This is a genomic window from Kitasatospora sp. NPDC088783 (assembly GCF_044750705.1).
GTDB lineage: Bacteria > Actinomycetota > Actinomycetes > Streptomycetales > Streptomycetaceae > Kitasatospora > Kitasatospora fiedleri.
In genome coordinates, this window is record NZ_JBIVKJ010000011.1 from 75989 (window position 1) to 90943 (window position 14955).

The window sequence follows — 14955 nt, forward strand, 5'->3', positions numbered from 1 at the left end:
CCGAAACATGGATGGTCCGGCGAGAGGATGTGCGCGAAAGGTGAAGGGATGGAATCAGGCCGGAATGCTGGATACCGGTCTTCTCGACCGGGGCCCCTTGGTCCTTGATCGGCTCCGTCGAGCCTGTCGTGGCGGGTTTCGAGGCGACCCCGGGGGCCTGGATCCCGAGGTGCGCGTCAGCTGTGAATCCTCTGCGGTCGGAGCGGGTTGGTATCTGACCAGCCATCAGGTCAAGAGTGCCCCAAAGAGCGGACACACCCGGACAAAGCTCACTGCTTCCCCCCAAGCTGGCTGGAACGAACCGCTCCCAGGGTGATATGCATACCGGCAGTCGCTCTCCGCGTCCCCGCGGACACTCCGCCCATGAGGAATCCCCGTGCCGAACACCCCCCTCCACCGGGGGCGCAGCACCGTGCTGTCCGCCGCCTGCCTGACCGCCGCTGCCGCCCTGGCGCTCAGTGCGTGCGCGAAGCCAGCTGACGATCCGCGCAGTGGGTCGGTCGGCGAGGCGGTCGGCGCAGTACAGGCGGCTTCGCCGTCGGCGACCGACAGCCTCTCTGCCTCCGCATCGCCCTCGGCGTCCACCTCGGCTTCGGCGTCCGCCTCGGCTTCCGGGTCCGCGTCGGCCTCGGCCTCGGCTTCCGGGTCCGCGTCACCGTCCGGTTCGGCCGCCGCCTCGGCCTCGGCGCCCGGCGCCTCCAAGCCCGCCGCCGCGGCGGGCGGCGCACCGGCCGGGACGTCCAGCGGGAGCGTGTTCACCGGCCTGGCGTTCGACACCTGCACCGCCCCGCCGCTGGCCACCATGAACGCCTGGCGCGGCACCTCCCCCTACGGGGCGATCGCCGTCTACGTCGGCGGCAAGAACCGCGGCTGCGCGCAGCCGCAGCTCACCGCGTCCTGGGTGGGCGCGGTGGCCGGCTCGGGCTGGAAGCTGGTGCCGCTGTACGTCGGCGCGCAGCCGCCGTGCCAGACCGGCTCCAGCCCCGAGAAGATCACCGCCGACACGGCCGTCTCGCTCGGCGCGGCGGACGGCGCGGACGCGGTGGCCAAGGCGTCGGCGCTGGGCATGCGCGCCGGCAGCACGCTCTACCTGGACGTGGAGGCCTACAACACCGCCGACACGGCCTGCGCGGACGCGGTCCTCGCCTACACCCAGTCCTTCGACCGGGCGGTCAAGGCGCGCTCCTACCGGCCCGGTTTCTACGGCTTCGCCTCCTCCAGCGCCGCCGGCATCGCCAGGGCCGCCGAAGCCGGCGCCGCCGACCTGCCCGAAGCCCTGTGGTACGCCAAGTACGACGGCGTCGCCGACACCACCGGCAGCTTCCCCTACAGCGGCGGCCTCTTCGGCGGACACCGCCGCGCCCACCAGTACCAGGTCAACCAGAAGGAGACCTACGGCGGCGTCACCCTGACCGTCGACCGCAACGCCTGGGACGCCCCCGTCGCCGTCACCGGCTGACCACCACCCGACACGGTGCCGCACCCGGCCCTCCTCCGCCGGAGGCCCGGGTGCGGTGCCGTACCGCACGATCCATTCCGGACGCTGCGTCGGCTCTCCGACCGCACGGGCGGCGGCACCTGCGGTACCTGCGGCGTCCCCGCCGTCGACCGGCATGACCGTGCGTTCCTTCCGGTGGGCGGTGCGGAGCGAGGCGAACCACGCCCGCTGCTCGACCTGAAGGAACGACAGCCACTGCTTCCGGGCCCGCCACGCGAACGTGTCGTGCTCGGCACTCGGTCGCACCGGCGCTCCGGCCGGGACCGGTTCGGCCGCGAAGGCGAAGCCGATGACCCGCGGTCACCCTCCGGCCGCCGACCGGTGGCCCGCCGTCAGCGGCCGCAGTGCCTCGGCGGGCCGGAGCCCGGCCTCCTCGGCGAGCTCCCGCAGCGCGGTGGCGGGCGGCGTCCCGCCCTCGTCGGTGAGGCCGGCGGGCAGCCGTCACCAGGCGGGGTGGCCGGGGTGGGGACGGTCCTGGTGCAGCATCGACCCCCGGCCGTCGGTGCGGGTAACCACGACGGTCGCGGAGACGGCATGCCGCGGAAGCGCGTCCACGCCCCGATCAACGAGCCACCACCACGTAGGGCCCGGGACTTAATTCCGTTGCGCCGGGCGCGCGGGGGTCCGTACCCTCGGAGGCGTCACATCCCCGCACGTCTGGAGAAGGCCGTTGCTCGTCTGAGGTCATGAGACACCGCGCCACGCCACACCCGTGTCCTTCCCGGGTCGATCGGCGTGCGGGCGCGCGTGCGACCTCGGCAGGGCGGCGATCCACTGCTCCCGTGCGGGTTCCCGGTTTCCCGTGACGGCTGTCCGTCTCCCCGTGCCGGTCCTCCTCGCACCCGCCTCCCCGGTGTCTCCCGTGTTGCTCCCCTTCCCACGGCAACCTCCAGGAGGCCCTCATGGCGCAACCCACCACCTCGATCCTCTGCACCGACCTCGGCTTCGAGTGGCCCGACGGCCGCCCGGTGCTGAGCGGTTTCCACCTCGCCGTCGGCCCCGGCCGCACCGGGCTGGTCGGCCTCAACGGGGCCGGCAAGTCCACGCTGCTGCGGCTGATCGCCGGGGAGCTCGCCCCCGCCGCCGGCACCGTCCGGGTCGCGGGCGAACTCGCCTACCTGCCACAGGACCTGACGGTCGTCGCCGGGCAGCGGGTCGACGAGACGCTCGGCATCCGGGCCAAGCGCGAGGCCCTGCACGCCATCGAGTCCGGAGACGTGGCCGAGCGCCACTTCACCACCATCGGCGACGACTGGGACGTCGAGGAGCGCGCCCGCGCCACCCTCGACCGCCTCGGCCTCGCCGGGCTCGACCTCGACCGCACCAGCGGCGAGCTCTCCGGCGGCCAGGCCGTCCTGCTGCACCTCGCCGCCCTGCTGCTGCGCCGCCCCGACGTCCTGCTGCTCGACGAGCCCACCAACAACCTGGACACCCAGGCCCGGGCCCGGCTGTACGACGCGGTGGCCGCCTTCCCCGGCGTGCTGCTGCTGGTCAGCCACGACCGCGAGCTGCTGGAGCGGGTCGACCAGATCGCCGACCTGCGGGACGGCGAAGTCACCTGGTACGGCGGCAACTTCAGCGCCTACCAGGGGGCCCTGGAGACCGAGCAGGAGGCCGCCGAGCGCCTGGTCCGCAACGCCGAGGCCGACGTCAAGCGGCAGCGGCGGGATCTGGTCGAGGCCACCCAGCGGCTCGCCAAGTCCGCCGCCTACGGCAAGCAGCGCTCGGTGCGGCGCAACGACCCCAAGGCGCTGGCCGACAAGCTCCAGGGCAAGGGCGAGGAGACCGCCGGCCGCCTGCGCGGCATGCACACCGAGCGGCTCAACGAGGCCAAGGAGCGGCTGGCCACCGCCGAGGAGGCGGTCCGGGACGACGCCGAGATCCGGATCGACCTACCCCGCACCGCCGTCCCCGCCGGGCGCACCGTCCTCACCCTGGAGGGCGTCCGGCTGGCCCACGGCGGCGGCGGCCGGATCGACCTGGAGCTGCGCGGCCCCGAGCGGATCGCCCTGATCGGCCGCAACGGCTCCGGCAAGAGCACGCTGCTGCGCACCGTCGCCGGTGAACTCGCCCCCGCCGAGGGCATGGTCACCACCCCGGTCCAACTGCGCCACCTCCCCCAGCGCCTCGACCTGCTGGACGACGGGGCCACCGTCTTCCGGAACGTCAGGGCGCACGCCCCCGCCGCCACCGACAACGAGGTCCGGGCCCGGCTGGCCCGCTTCCTGTTCCGCGGCGCCCGCGCCGACCAGCCGGCCGGCACCCTCTCCGGCGGCGAGCGCTTCCGCGCCACCCTCGCCGCCCTGCTGCTCGCCGACCCGCCCCCGCAGCTCCTGCTGCTCGACGAGCCCACCAACAACCTCGACCTGGCCAGCGTCCGCCAGCTCACCCAGGCCCTGTCCGGCTACCGCGGCGCCCTGCTCGTCGCCAGCCACGACCACCCCTTCCTCCGGGAGATCGGCATCACCCGCTGGCTGGAGTGGGACGGGGGTGAGCTGCGCCCGACCGACCCGCGCTGACCCGTCGCCGTCCCGCCCGCCGTCCCGGTCCCGTCGCCGTACCGGTCCGACATCGCCCTGCCCGCCTTCCCGGCCCCGTCCCGTCCCGGCCCCGTCCGGCCGGGGTGTCCGCACCGTGGGACGAGTCGGCCCGGTCGGTGGACGGGAGGGCAGGATCGGGGCGGTCCTGTTGTCGCTGTCCCGCTGGAGTGTGCGCCGTGGCGCTGGTCGAGATCCCCGGTTCGAAGTCGGTCACGGCGCGTGCGCTGTTCCTGGCCGCGGCGGCGGACGGGGTGACCACCCTGGTGCGGCCGCTGGTGTCCGACGACACCGAGGGGTTCGCCGAGGGGCTGCGCGCGCTCGGGTACCGGGTGGAGCGCGACGAGCGGGAGTGGCGGATCACCGGGCGCCCGCAGGGGCCGGCGGCCGACGGGGCGAGGGTGTTCTGCCGGGACGGCGCGACCACCGCGCGCTTCCTGCCGACGCTGGCCGCCGCCGGGCACGGCACCTTCCACTTCGACGCGTCCGAGCAGATGCGCCGCCGCCCGCTCGGCCCGCTCACCACCGCGCTGCGCGACCTCGGCGTCGACCTGGAGCACCACGGCGCCGAGGGCCACCACCCGCTGAGCGTCCGGGCGGCGGGCGTCGAGGGCGGCGAGGTGGTGCTCGACGCCGGGCTGTCCTCGCAGTACCTGACGGCCCTGCTGCTGCTCGGCCCGCTCACCCGCACCGGCCTGCGGATCCGGGTCACCGACCTGGTCTCCGCGCCGTACGTCGAGATCACCCTGGCGATGATGCGCGGCTTCGGCGTCGAGGTGGCCCGCGCGGGGAACGTGTTCGAGGTGCCGCCGGGCGGCTACACCGCCGCCCGGTACCCGGTCGAGCCGGACGCCTCCACCGCCTCGTACTTCTTCGCCGCCGCCGCGCTGACCGGCCGCGAGGTGACCGTCCCCGGCCTGGGCCGCGACGCGCTCCAGGGCGACCTGCGCTTCGTCGAGGTGCTGGAGCGGCTCGGCGCGAAGGTCGAGATCGGGGCGGACGCCACCACCGTCACCGGCGGCACCCTCACCGGCGGCACCGTCCGCATGCGGGACATCTCCGACACCATGCCGACGCTGGCCGCCATCGCCCCGTTCGCCTCCGGCCCGATCCGGATCGAGGACGTCTACAACACCCGGATCAAGGAGTGCGACCGCCTCGACGCCTGCGCGGAGAACCTGCGCCGCCAGGGCATCGACGTCGCCACCGGCCGGGACTGGATCGAGATCCGCCCCGGCACCCCGGCGCCGGTCGAGATCGCCACCCGGGGCGACCACCGGATCGTGATGTCCTTCGCCGTCGCCGGGCTGCGCACCCCGGGCACGACCTTCGACGACCCGGGGTGCGTGCGCAAGACCTTCCCCGGCTTCCACGAGGCGTTCGCCGCCTGGGCGGCCCGGGCGGCGGACTGAGCCGCCCGGGGCGCTGATCCGTCGGAGCGGATCAGTCCTTCACCGCGCCGCCCAGCCCGGACACCATGTGCCGCTGGACCAGCACGAAGAAGACCAGCACCGGGACGGTCATCAGGGTCGAGGCGGCCATGATGCCGCCCCAGTCGTTCTCGTCCGGCTTGAAGAACACCATCAGTGCGGCCGGGAGCGTCTGGTGGTCGGTGTCCAGGATCAGCGTCTTGGCGAACACGAAGTCGTTCCACGCGGTGATGAAGGAGAACACGCTGGTCGCCGCCAGCCCGGGGGCGACCAGCGGGAACAGGATCCGCCACAGGATGGTGAACCGGCTCGCGCCGTCGATCCGGGCCGCCTCCTCCAGCGACTCGGGCACCGCGGCGACGAAGCCGCGCAGCATCCACACCGCGAACGGCAGCGAGAACGCCAGGTTCACCAGCATCAGCGAGCCCAGCGAGGAGAGGCCGAAGCCCGGCGCGACCGAGCCGATGTCGCGCACCAGGAAGAACAGCGGGATGGTCAGCGCCTCCACCGGCACCATCTGCGCCACCAGGAACATGATCAGGATGGTGGTCCGGAACCGGAACCTGAACCGGGACAGCGCCACCGCCGCCAGGAAGGCGATCGCGGCGGACACCACCACCACGACCACCGCCACCAGCATGCTGTTCACGAAGTACCGCCCGAACCCGGACACCCCCAGCGCGTTGCGGAAGTTCTCCAGCGTCGGCGCGAACGTCCACGGCCGCGGGTGCGCCGAGGTGATCTCGCCCTTCGGCTTCAACGCCGACAGCACCATCCAGTACAGCGGGAACACCGTCAGCAGGGCGAGCACCACGGCGGCCGTGTTGGCCCCCTGCCGCAGCACCCGGTTGTCGCGGCGCTTGATCGAGAAGGTCTTGCCGGTCACAGTTCCTCCCCGGAGCGGCGCAGGCTGCGGACGTAGACGGCGGTGACGGCCAGCAGGATGACGGTCATCAGGACGCCGATGGCCGCGCCGAGGCTGTAGTTCTCCGCGACGAAGGCCTTCTGGTAGGCGTAGACGTTGAGGACCAGGTTCTGGCCGGCGATGCCGCCGCCGCCGGTCATCACGTAGATCTGGGTGAAGACCTTGAAGTCCCAGATGATCGACTGGATCACCACGATCACCAGCAGCGGGCGCAGCATCGGCAGCATGATCTTGCGGAAGATCGTGGTGGTGCCGGCGCCGTCCAGGCGGGCGGCCTCCAGGACGGAGTCCGGGATGGCCTGGATGCCCGCGTAGAGGGTGATCATCACGAACGGGAAGCTGTGCCAGACCACGACCACGGCGACCATGGCGAAGGCCGACCACTTGTCGTACATCCAGTTGTGGCCCTGGGTGCCGAGGACTTCGTTGACCAGGCCGGAGTTGGTGTCCAGCAGGAACATCCACACCGTGGAGCCGGTCATCGCGGGGGCGGCCCAGGCGCCCAGGGCGCCGAACATCAGCATCAGCCGCGGCCACCGGCCGACCCGGGTCAGCAGCACCGCGCAGGTCGCGCCGACCGCCAGGGTGGCCAGGACGCAGAACGCGGCGAACGCCAGGGTCTGGGCGAGCACCGACCAGAACTGCGCGTCGCCCAGCACGTCGGCGTAGTTGGAGAGCCCGACGAACTCGGTCGGCACCCCGCCGGAGGCCTGCGGCTGGCCGAACCTGAGCACCGAGAGCAGGCCCAGCTGGTACAGCGGGTAGCCGAACAGCGGGATCAGCACCAGGGCGGCCGGCAGCAGCAGCCAGAGCGGGACGGGTGTCCGGGCCAGCGGCCCGGGGCGGCGGCGGGCCCCGGCGGGGGCGCCGCCCGCCGGGCGGAGCGGGGTGGGGTCCCCGTGGTCCGCCCGGGCGGTGACGGTCGTGGCAGGCATCGACAACTTCCGGTTCCTCTGCGGGCCGACGGCTACTTGCCGCTGAACGAGGTGTTCATCGCGGCGGCGGCCTCCTCGGTGGCGGCGGCCACGTCGGACTTGCCGGTGATGACCTTCTGCAGCATGGTCGGCACCACGTTCTGGGCGTCGATCCGGGCCCAGGCGGCGTCCTTCGGGACGAACTTGGTGCCCGCCTCGATGGTGTCGGTGAACGGCTTGAGCCACGGCTGCTTCTGCACCACCTCGGCGCGCGCGGAGGACAGCGTCGGCAGGTTGCCCATCGCGTCGAACAGCGCCAGCTGGTTCTTCTCGGAGGCCAGTTCCTTCATGAAGTCGACCGCCAGCGAACGGTGCTGGGTGGACTTCATGACGCCCAGGTCGTTGCCGCCGGAGAACGCCGGGGCGATCTTCCCGGCCGTGGTGCCCGGCAGCGGCACGATCGCGTACTTGCCGGCCGCCGCGCCCGCCTCCACCGCGCTGCGCGAGGAGTTCGGCAGGATCGCCATGCCGGCCTTGCCCGCCGCGAACGCCTCGACGGTCTTGCCGCCGGTCAGGTCGGCGCACTGCTGGGCCGGGCAGATCGCGTCCGTGAACAGGTCGGTGTACTGCTTCACGCCGGCCTGCGACTGCGCCGAGTCGATCGCCGAGGTGTACGCCGAGCCGCTCCGCGCCGCCAGGTCGCCGCCGTTGGCCCACACGAACGGCAGCGCGCCGAAGGTGTACTTGCCGCCGACCGCGATGCCCAGCAGGTCGCCGTGCGCGGCCCGGACCTTCTGCGCCGCCGACTTCAGCTCGTCGTACGTGGTCGGCGCCGACAGGCCCAGCTCGGTGAACACGTCGGTGCGGTAGTACAGCGCCCGCACGCCCAGCCACCAGGGCAGGCCGTACGTCTTGCCGTCGACCACGGCGGTGTCCTTCAGGTCCTGCGGCAGGTCCTTGCCCTCGGCCCAGTCCGCCAGGTCGGAGGTGATGTCGGCGAGGCCGCCCGAGGCGGTGTAGCCGAACAGGTCGGTGTTGCCGAACTCCACCACGTCCGGGGCCGAGGAGGGGTCGTTGAACGCGCCCTTCATCTTCTCGGCGCGCGGACCGGCGTCGGTCGGGATGTACGAGACCTCGACCTCGACGCCCGCGTGCTTGGCCTTGAAGTCGGCGACGGCCTGCGCCACCACCTGCTCCTTCGGCGCCCGGTTCGCCTCGTCGTACAGCCAGACCTTCACGGTGCCGGTCTGCTTGTCCTCCGAGGACGCGGTCTTCGCGGTGCCCGGCGCACAGGCCGTGGCCACGGTGCCGGCCAGCAGGGCAAGGGCGGCACCACGGGCCAGCTTCTTCATGCTCAACTCATCTCCTCGCCGCAGCGGGACGCACCTGCGCGCCCCGGGACGAACCGGGACATGCAGTGGGGGATCGGTGTGAGCGGGACGTTAGGAACTCGCCGGGCACGGCGACAAGAGCAGAGCGCGAAAGTTCTGCACTGCAAAACGATGTGCTGCGGAACTGGCACCGCGCCCGGGCGCGCCGTAGCGTCACACCCCATGACCAGCACCGCCGCCGAGAACCGGACCCCCGAGGGCCGGCCGGAACGCAACCAGTCCGCGTCGCTGCGCCGCGCCCTCGCGGTGCTCGAACACGTCCGGGACCACGCGGCGGCCGGCACCGACCTCAGCCTGACCGCGCTCGCCGACGGCCTGGAGATGTCCAAGTCCACCGTGCTGCGCCTCGCCGCCCCGCTGGTCGACGCCCAGCTCCTCGCCCGCGACCGCGACACCGGCCACTTCCGGCTCGGCCCCGGCGCCCTCCAGCTCGGCCAGGCGTACCTCGCCACCCTCGACCTGCGCACCGCCGCCTCCGAGGAGGCCCACCAGCTGATGCGCGAGGTCGGCGGCACCGTCCACCTGTGCGTCCCCGACGCGCCGTACGTGGTCTACGTCGACAAGGTCGAGAACGAGACCGCCGTCCGGATGGCCTCCCGGATCGGCAGCCGCGCCCCGATGTACTGCACCGCCGTCGGCAAGGCCATGCTCGCCTGGATGCCCGAGGACGCCTTCGCCACCGTCGTCGCCGACGGCCTCCCCGCCATCACCACCCGCACCCTCACCTCGGCCGCCGCCCTGCGCGCCGAACTCACCCGCATCCGCACCCGCGGCTACGCCGTCGACGACCGCGAGAACGAACCCGAGGTCCGCTGCATCGCCGCCCCGGTCTTCGACCACAACAACACCGTCATCGGCGCCATCTCCACCTCCGCCCTCACCTCCCGCATCACCGCCGCCCGCGCCCGCGAACTGGGCCCGGTCGTCGCCGCCACCGCCGCCCGCGTCTCGAAACGCATGGGCGCGACCCGCTGACGCGCGCCGCCGCGCGCCGCCGCGCGGGCTCAGACGGTGTCGGTGCCGGGCGCGGGGGCGGGCTTGCGGCGGAGCCTGGTGCCGAGGCGGTCGAGGCCGATGACGAGGGCGCCGAGGACGGCGAACTCGACGACGAGCTGGACCATCTGGAGGCCGACCCAGGCGTAGCCCTTCTCGGTGGGGTCGAGGAAGAAGTAGGGGTAGCGGACCGGGAAGTCGGGGAAGAGGACGGCCCGGGTCTCGGTGAGGACGGCGTAGCCGAGGGGGTAGGAGAGCCAGAGCGGGAGGTCGCGCCAGCGGGAGGCGTTGCGGGGGGAGAACACCAGCCACTCGACCAGCACCATGACCGGGGTGGTGTAGTGCAGGAAGAAGCTGGACCAGTGCTGGAGCCGGTCGGGGCCGGAGAACAGGCCGGGGAGCGGGTTCTCGCCGTGGTTGAGCAGGACGTGCGCGACGATGCCGGTGATGGTGATGTACAGGACGGCGGCGCCGCGCAGGCGGGGGGCCGGGGCGTCGGCGGTGCCGCGCCGGGCCGTCCAGTAGACCGCGGCCAGGAAGTAGCCGAGCACGATCACGTTGCTCTGGATGGTGAAGTACACCAGGGAGCTGTTGCTGAGGAAGATCCCCAGGAACGCGGACAGGACGATGGCGCTGCGCCACCAGGCGGCGGGACGGGTCCAGACGGTCATGCGGTCACCGGACGTTCGTTTCGGTGGTGCCCCCCGTGGGCACGACAGATCGCCGCACTCTACCCGCCGGTTCCGCGGTCGGAAAAGATCACCGGTCGGGGCGGGTGCGGCGGTCGGGGACGGCCCGGCGGGAGCGGTCAGGGCGTGCGGAAGCCGCGGAAGACCACGTCGGCGCGGCGGGCGAAGCCGAGCCGTCCGTACAGGGCGAGCGCGCCGGTGTTGGCGGCGGCCACGTGCAGGAAGGGGCGTTCGCCGCGGGCGGTGATCCGGGCGGCGAGTTCGCCGACCAGGTGGGCGGCCAGGCCCCGGCCGCGGGCCCCGGGGGCGGTGCAGACGGCGGAGACCTCGGTGAAGCCGGGCGGGTGGAGGCGTTCGCCGGCCATGGCGAGCAGCGTGCCGTCCCGGTCGCGGACGCCCAGGTAGGTGCCGAGTTCGCGGGTGCGGGGCCGGAACGGGCCGGGGCGGGTGCGCTCCACCAGGTCGAGCATCTCGGGCACGTCGGCGGCGCCCAGCTCGACCGCCCGCAGACCGCCGGGCAGCGCCGGACGCACCTGCTCCACCTGCACCAACTGGTGGCCCTCCAGGACGAATTCGGGCTCCCAGTGGGCGGGCGGCAGGGCCGGGCAGCTGAACAGGTCGGCGAACTCGCCGGCCCCCAGCAGCCCGACCAGGTCGTCCCAGGCCCCCGGGCCGGGCCGCGCCCCGACGCTGCTGAAGCTCGCCACCTCGGGGTCGTACCGCACCGCCTCCCCGCACCGCCGCGCCAGGTGCGCGTGCGCCCCGCCCAGCGAGTGGCCCACGGGGTCGTCCAGTGCGGCGGTGTCGAGGTCGAGTTCACGCATGGGGTTCCGGCCCTCCCGGTCGATCGGTCCGTCCATGATCCCGCACCGCCGGGCGCGGCGGCCGGGCCGGGCTCTTGTTACCGGCCGGTCACGTCCCTATCATCGCCACTGTGACAGCTTCACTGTCAAACCTGGGAGGCGGTCGACGATGACCTCCGCAACACCCCCCGCGGCCTCCGCGGCACCCCCCTCCGGCCCCCTGGCGGGCGTCCGGGTGCTGGAGCTCGCGGGCATCGGTCCGGGCCCGTTCGCCGCGATGCTGCTCGCCGACCTGGGGGCGGACGTGGTGCGGGTCGACCGCCCCGGCGGGCAGACGCTCGGACCGGACCCGGCCCGGGACCTGACCAACCGCAACAAGCGCTCGGTGCTGGTCGACCTGAAGTCCGCCGGAGGCCCGGCCACCGTGCTGGCCCTCGCCGCCCGGGCCGACCTGCTGGTCGAGGGCTGGCGCCCCGGCGTGGCCGAGCGGCTCGGCATCGGCCCGCGGGACTGCCTGGCCCGCAACCCGGCGCTGGTGTACGGCCGGATGACCGGCTGGGGGCAGGACGGCCCGCTGGCGCAGCGCGCCGGGCACGACGTCACCTACCTGGCCACCTCCGGCCTGCTCGGCCTGATCGGCCCGGCGGACGGCCCCCCGGCGATCCCGGCGAACCTGCTGGGCGACTACGCGGGCGGCTCGCTCTACCTGGTGGTCGGCCTGCTCGCCGCGCTGCACCACGCCCGCGCCACCGGCACCGGCCAGGTGGTCGACGCAGCGATCGTGGACGGCGCCGCGCACCTGTCCACCATGCTCTGGGGCTTGCTGGACGCGGGCCTGTGGCAGGACCGCCGCGGCGTCAACCTGCTGGACGGCGGCGCCCCCTGGTACGGCACGTACGCGACCTCCGACGGCCGCTGGATGGCCGTCGGCCCGCTGGAGCCGCGCTTCTACGCCGAGTTCGCCCGCCTGCTGGAGCTGGACGCGGACCTCCCCGACCAGTACGACCTGGCCCGCTGGCCCGAGCTGCGCGCCGCCCTCGCCGCCCGCTTCGCCACCCGCACCCAGGCCGAGTGGACCGCCCGCTTCGAGGGCCACGACGCCTGCGTGGCCCCGGTGCTGACGCTCGGTGAGGCCGCCGCGCACCCGCACCTGGCCGCCCGCGGCAGCTACACCGAGCACGGCGGCACCCGCCAGCCCGCCCCCGCCCCGCGCTTCTCCGCCACCCCCGGCGCGCTGCGCACCCCGCCCGCCCGGCCCGGCGAGCACACCGCCGAGGTGGCCCGCGACTGGGCCGTCCCCGGCCTCGACCCCCCTGCCACGCAAGACTCCTGAAGGGAACGTCCGTGCAGCGCGAGCTCTACACCGAGGAGCACGAGGACTTCCGCACCACCGTCCGGGCCTTCCTGGCCCGGGAGGTCGTCCCGCACCACGCCCGCTGGGAGCGGCAGGGCGTCGTCGACCGCTCCGCCTGGCTGGCCGCCGGGAAGGCCGGGCTGCTCGGCCTGGCCGTGGACGAGCGCCACGGCGGCGGGGGCAGCCCGGACTTCCGGTTCGCCGCCGTGCTGGCCGAGGAGTTCGTCCGGGCCGGGGCCAGCGGCCTGGCCGTCGGCCTGCACAACGACATCATCGGCCCGTACCTGACCGGCCTGGCCACCGAGGAGCAGCAGGAGCGCTGGCTGCCCGGCTTCTGCTCCGGCGAGCTGGTCACCGCGATCGCGATGACCGAGCCCGACACCGGCTCCGACCTCCAGGCGATCCGCACCACCGCGGTGGACGCGGGCGACCACTACCTGCTCAACGGCGCGAAGACCTTCATCTCCAACGGCATCCTCGCCGACCTGGTCGTGGTGGTCGCCCGGACCACCGCCGAGGGCGGCGCGCACGGCCTGAGCCTGCTGGTGGTGGAACGCGGCATGCCGGGCTTCGAACGCGGCCGCAACCTCGACAAGATCGGCCAGAAGGCCCAGGACACCGCCGAGCTGTTCTTCCACGACGTGCGCGTCCCGAAGGCCAACCTGCTCGGCGAGGAGCACCAGGGCTTCCTGTACCTGATGCGCAACCTGGCCCAGGAGCGGCTGGCCATCGCGGTCGCCGCGATCGCCGCCGCCGAGCAGCTGCTGGAGGAGACCACGGCGTACGTGAAGCAGCGCACCGCGTTCGGCCGGCCGCTGGCCAAGCTCCAGCACGTCCGGTTCGAGATCGCCGAGCTGGCCACCGAGTGCGCCGTCACCCGGGCCTTCGTGGACCGCTGCGTGAGCGAGCACAACAGGTACGCGCTGACCCCGGTGGACGCCTCGATGGCCAAGTGGTGGGCCACCGAACTCCAGAAGCGCACCGCCGACCGCTGCCTGCAACTGCACGGCGGTTCCGGCTACATGAGCGACAGCGCGGTCGCCCGGGCGTTCACCGACGGGCGCGTCCAGACCATCTACGGCGGCACCACGGAGATCATGAAGGAGATCATCGGCCGCTCGCTGCTCGCCTGACCCCGGTCACCCGCCCGGTCCGAAACCGTCCGCACCCCCTCTGAGAGGCATCCCCACCGTGACCACCGAAGCGTACGTCTACGACGCGATCCGCACCCCGCGCGGACGCGGCAAGCAGACCGGTTCCCTGCACGGCACCAAGCCGATCGACCTGGTGGTCGGCCTGATCCACGAGCTGCGGCGCCGGTTCCCGTCCCTGGACCCGGCGGCGATCGACGACATCGTGCTCGGCGTGGTCAGCCCGGTCGGCGACCAGGGCTCCGACATCGCCCGGGTCGCGGCGATCGCCGCCGGGCTGCCCGACACGGTCGCGGGCGTGCAGGAGAACCGCTTCTGCGCGTCCGGCCTGGAGGCCGTCAACCTGGCGGCGGCGAAGGTCCGTTCGGGCTGGGAGGACCTGATCCTGGCCGGCGGCGTCGAGTCGATGTCCCGGGTCGCGATGGGCTCCGACGGCGGCGCCTGGTTCGCCGACCCGATGACCGCGTACGAGACCGGCTTCGTCCCGCAGGGCATCGGCGCCGACCTGATCGCCACCGTCGAGGGCTTCACCCGCACCGACGTGGACGCGTTCGCCGCCGAGTCGCAGGCCCGGGCCGCGAAGGCGCAGGCCGACGGGCTGTTCGACCGCTCGGTGGTGCCGGTGCTGGACCGCAACGGGCTGGTGGTGCTCGGCCGCGACGAGTTCATCCGCCCCGGCACCACGGTGGAGTCGCTGGCCGGGCTCAAGCCCTCCTTCGCGGACATCGGCGACCTCGGCGGCTTCGACGCCGTCGCGCTCCAGAAGTACCACTGGGTGGAGTCCATCGACCACGTCCACCACGCCGGCAACTCCTCCGGCATCGTGGACGGCGCCGCGCTGGTCGCGATCGGCTCGCGCGAGATCGGCGAGCGCCACGGCCTCACCCCGCGGGCCCGGATCGTCTCCGCCGCGGTCTCCGGCTCCGAACCCACCATCATGCTCACCGGCCCGGCCCCCGCCACCCGCAAGGCGCTCGCCAAGGCCGGACTGAGCGCCGCCGACATCGACCTGGTCGAGATCAACGAGGCGTTCGCCGCCGTCGCGCTGCGCTTCATGCGCGAACTCGGCTTCCGGCACGACCAGGTGAACGTCAACGGCGGCGCGATCGCGCTCGGCCACCCGCTCGGCGCGACCGGCGCGATGCTGATCGGCACCCTGATCGACGAGCTGGAGCGCCGCGACCTGCGCTACGGCCTGGCCACGCTGTGCGTCGGCGGCGGCATGGGCATCGCCACCGTCATCGAACGCGTCACCGCCTGACCACCCGTC

Annotated in this window: 14 protein-coding genes; 7 read left to right on the plus strand and 7 right to left on the minus strand. The window is 73.5% G+C overall.

Annotation, left to right across the window (positions count from 1 at the left end; translation table 11 throughout):
- Positions 1–225: 225 nt before the first annotated feature.
- Positions 226–759: a hypothetical protein gene (locus tag ACIP60_RS27255; RefSeq protein ID WP_400688820.1), complete on the minus strand. Its 534-nt coding sequence runs from the start codon at positions 757–759 to the stop codon at positions 226–228.
- On the opposite strand from ACIP60_RS27255, the gene ACIP60_RS27260 reads away from it, so the two are divergent.
- Positions 752–1459, plus strand: a complete 708-nt coding sequence (locus ACIP60_RS27260) for a glycoside hydrolase domain-containing protein (RefSeq protein WP_400688823.1) — start codon at positions 752–754, stop codon at positions 1457–1459. The two genes, ACIP60_RS27255 and ACIP60_RS27260, sit on opposite strands and share 8 nt — an antisense overlap.
- 339 nt (positions 1460–1798) lie before the next feature.
- On the opposite strand, the gene ACIP60_RS27265 is transcribed toward ACIP60_RS27260, so the two are convergent.
- A complete protein-coding gene (locus ACIP60_RS27265) occupies positions 1799–1936 on the minus strand; it encodes an NUDIX domain-containing protein (protein WP_400689269.1) in 138 nt (45 codons plus the stop codon).
- A gap of 464 nt (positions 1937–2400) precedes the next feature.
- Between ACIP60_RS27265 and ACIP60_RS27270 the strand changes: the two genes are divergently transcribed.
- A complete protein-coding gene (locus ACIP60_RS27270; RefSeq protein ID WP_400688825.1) occupies positions 2401–4017 on the plus strand; it encodes an ABC-F family ATP-binding cassette domain-containing protein in 1617 nt (538 codons plus the stop codon).
- A 197-nt stretch (positions 4018–4214) separates the two neighbouring features.
- Entirely contained in the window at positions 4215–5447 is a 1233-nt protein-coding gene (gene aroA / locus ACIP60_RS27275) for a 3-phosphoshikimate 1-carboxyvinyltransferase (protein ID WP_400688828.1), read from the plus strand.
- A 31-nt stretch (positions 5448–5478) separates the two neighbouring features.
- On the opposite strand, the gene ACIP60_RS27280 is transcribed toward aroA, so the two are convergent.
- Genes ACIP60_RS27280 through ACIP60_RS27290 form a run of 3 tightly spaced genes read right to left on the minus strand, consistent with a single transcriptional unit; the run spans position 5479 to position 8656 of the window.
- Positions 5479–6351: a carbohydrate ABC transporter permease gene (locus tag ACIP60_RS27280; RefSeq protein ID WP_400688831.1), complete on the minus strand. Its 873-nt coding sequence runs from the start codon at positions 6349–6351 to the stop codon at positions 5479–5481.
- Positions 6348–7325: a carbohydrate ABC transporter permease gene (locus tag ACIP60_RS27285; protein ID WP_400688834.1), complete on the minus strand. Its 978-nt coding sequence runs from the start codon at positions 7323–7325 to the stop codon at positions 6348–6350. Before ACIP60_RS27285 ends, ACIP60_RS27280 begins: the two co-directional genes overlap by 4 nt.
- 32 nt (positions 7326–7357) lie before the next feature.
- Positions 7358–8656, minus strand: coding sequence for a sugar ABC transporter substrate-binding protein (locus ACIP60_RS27290; RefSeq protein ID WP_400689272.1), 1299 nt, complete (start codon positions 8654–8656; stop codon positions 7358–7360).
- 201 nt (positions 8657–8857) lie between these two features.
- Between ACIP60_RS27290 and ACIP60_RS27295 the strand changes: the two genes are divergently transcribed.
- Positions 8858–9670, plus strand: coding sequence for an IclR family transcriptional regulator (locus ACIP60_RS27295; protein WP_400688837.1), 813 nt, complete (start codon positions 8858–8860; stop codon positions 9668–9670).
- Between the two features lie 29 nt (positions 9671–9699).
- On the opposite strand, the gene ACIP60_RS27300 is transcribed toward ACIP60_RS27295, so the two are convergent.
- The gene (locus ACIP60_RS27300; protein ID WP_400688839.1) at positions 9700–10359 is read right to left on the minus strand and encodes a Pr6Pr family membrane protein; all 660 of its coding nucleotides are present in this window, start codon (positions 10357–10359) and stop codon (positions 9700–9702) included.
- Between the two features lie 137 nt (positions 10360–10496).
- Positions 10497–11237 (minus strand): GNAT family N-acetyltransferase, encoded by a 741-nt coding sequence (locus ACIP60_RS27305; protein ID WP_400688842.1) that lies wholly within the window; start codon positions 11235–11237, stop codon positions 10497–10499.
- A 112-nt stretch (positions 11238–11349) separates the two neighbouring features.
- On the opposite strand from ACIP60_RS27305, the gene ACIP60_RS27310 reads away from it, so the two are divergent.
- Genes ACIP60_RS27310 through ACIP60_RS27320 form a run of 3 tightly spaced genes read left to right on the plus strand, consistent with a single transcriptional unit; the run spans position 11350 to position 14946 of the window.
- On the plus strand, positions 11350–12513 hold the full coding sequence (locus tag ACIP60_RS27310) for a CaiB/BaiF CoA transferase family protein (RefSeq protein ID WP_400688845.1): 1164 nt from the start codon (positions 11350–11352) through the stop codon (positions 12511–12513).
- A gap of 11 nt (positions 12514–12524) precedes the next feature.
- Positions 12525–13667: an acyl-CoA dehydrogenase family protein gene (locus ACIP60_RS27315; RefSeq protein WP_400688848.1), complete on the plus strand. Its 1143-nt coding sequence runs from the start codon at positions 12525–12527 to the stop codon at positions 13665–13667.
- A 58-nt stretch (positions 13668–13725) separates the two neighbouring features.
- Positions 13726–14946, plus strand: coding sequence for an acetyl-CoA C-acetyltransferase (locus tag ACIP60_RS27320; RefSeq protein WP_400688851.1), 1221 nt, complete (start codon positions 13726–13728; stop codon positions 14944–14946).
- Positions 14947–14955 lie beyond the last annotated feature (9 nt).

Coding starts and splice junctions, on each gene's coding strand:
- ACIP60_RS27270 (WP_400688825.1), top strand. CDS start 2,401: ATGGCGCAACCCACCACCTCGATCCTCTGCACCGACCTCGGCTTCGAG.
- ACIP60_RS27285 (WP_400688834.1), bottom strand. CDS start 7,325: ATGCCTGCCACGACCGTCACCGCCCGGGCGGACCACGGGGACCCCACC.
- ACIP60_RS27290 (WP_400689272.1), bottom strand. CDS start 8,656: ATGAAGAAGCTGGCCCGTGGTGCCGCCCTTGCCCTGCTGGCCGGCACC.
- ACIP60_RS27295 (WP_400688837.1), top strand. CDS start 8,858: ATGACCAGCACCGCCGCCGAGAACCGGACCCCCGAGGGCCGGCCGGAA.
- ACIP60_RS27300 (WP_400688839.1), bottom strand. CDS start 10,359: ATGACCGTCTGGACCCGTCCCGCCGCCTGGTGGCGCAGCGCCATCGTC.
- ACIP60_RS27305 (WP_400688842.1), bottom strand. CDS start 11,237: ATGGACGGACCGATCGACCGGGAGGGCCGGAACCCCATGCGTGAACTC.
- ACIP60_RS27310 (WP_400688845.1), top strand. CDS start 11,350: ATGACCTCCGCAACACCCCCCGCGGCCTCCGCGGCACCCCCCTCCGGC.